This is a genomic window from Campylobacter sp. IFREMER_LSEM_CL2194, from assembly GCF_025771685.1.
Taxonomy (GTDB): Bacteria; Campylobacterota; Campylobacteria; order Campylobacterales; family Campylobacteraceae; genus Campylobacter_D.
In genome coordinates this window covers 1-1,038 of the sequence record NZ_JAKMQS010000049.1, presented here as the reverse complement: position 1 = coordinate 1,038, position 1,038 = coordinate 1, and the positions used below count along the sequence as shown (strand labels likewise).

1 protein-coding gene is annotated in these 1,038 nt (G+C 29.6%); it reads left to right on the top strand.

The window, feature by feature from the left end; all coding sequences use genetic code 11:
* Positions 1 to 70: 70 nt before the first annotated feature.
* A partial coding sequence (locus L8V79_RS08115) for a cache domain-containing protein (protein ID WP_263664338.1) occupies positions 71 to 1,038 on the top strand: 968 nt, incomplete at its 3' end.

The following is a 1,038-nucleotide window of genomic DNA, read 5'->3' as shown; positions in this document are numbered from 1 at the left end:
GAGAGTTTATCGGTTAAACAAACAAGAAATTTTTATTAGCCAGACAAGACATTTATTATCAAGGAGTTTTATGAAAAAAATTACTCAAACTTTAACAAATAAACTAACTTTTTTTGTGGGACTAGCAATAGTAGGAATATTATTAATTGCAAATGTATTTAACTATTTAGAAATAAAACGTGACACTAGAGAGCTTATCAATAATTTACAAATTAAAACTATACAGGATGTTGCAAAAAATTTTGAAGACTACAGTGAATCAAGAAGTGATGCTGTAAAAGCCATTGCGCTTGAAATGAAAAAAAATCCAAGTGCAAGCACTAAAGAAATTTATGATATGGTTAGAGTAACCAAAGAAGCAAGCCGTTTTGATGTGTTATACGTAGGACTTGCGCATAATGGTGCAATGATAAGATCTAATGGAAACCATCAAACGCCTTCTGATGGTTATGATCCAAGAACTAGAACTTGGTATACAAGTGTTGCTTCTGGAAATGACAAAGTTGTGATTTCAAAACCTTATATGGCTCCGAGTTTAAAAGCTCCTTCTTTAGCTTTTTCATACCCTATAGTTGTTAATGGTAGTTTTATAGGAGCTGTTGGCGGAAATTATGATTTAACTACATTTTCAAAAAATGTACTTTCTATGGGAAAATCAGCAAGTGGATTTGTTGTTGTTATAGATGATGATGGAGTAATATTATTTCATGAACTTGAAGAACAACTGCTTAAAAAAACTGCATTATCCGAAAACATAGTAAAAACATATCTTAATAGCCCTGAAGGTAAAACAGGAGAATTATCAAAAAATTTTTTTGTAGTTAAAGATGAAAACAACAAAAATAAAGCAGTTATTTGTCAAGAAAATTCATTAGGATATAATATTTGCGCAATCGCGGATGAAGAAATATATACAAAACCCGTAAATGAAGCTCTGATTAAACAATCATTTATTGGTTTAATAAGTTTAGTTATAGCTCTAGTAATAATAGGATTTGTTATTAAATACAATATTTCACCGCTTAAAAAAATACAAAA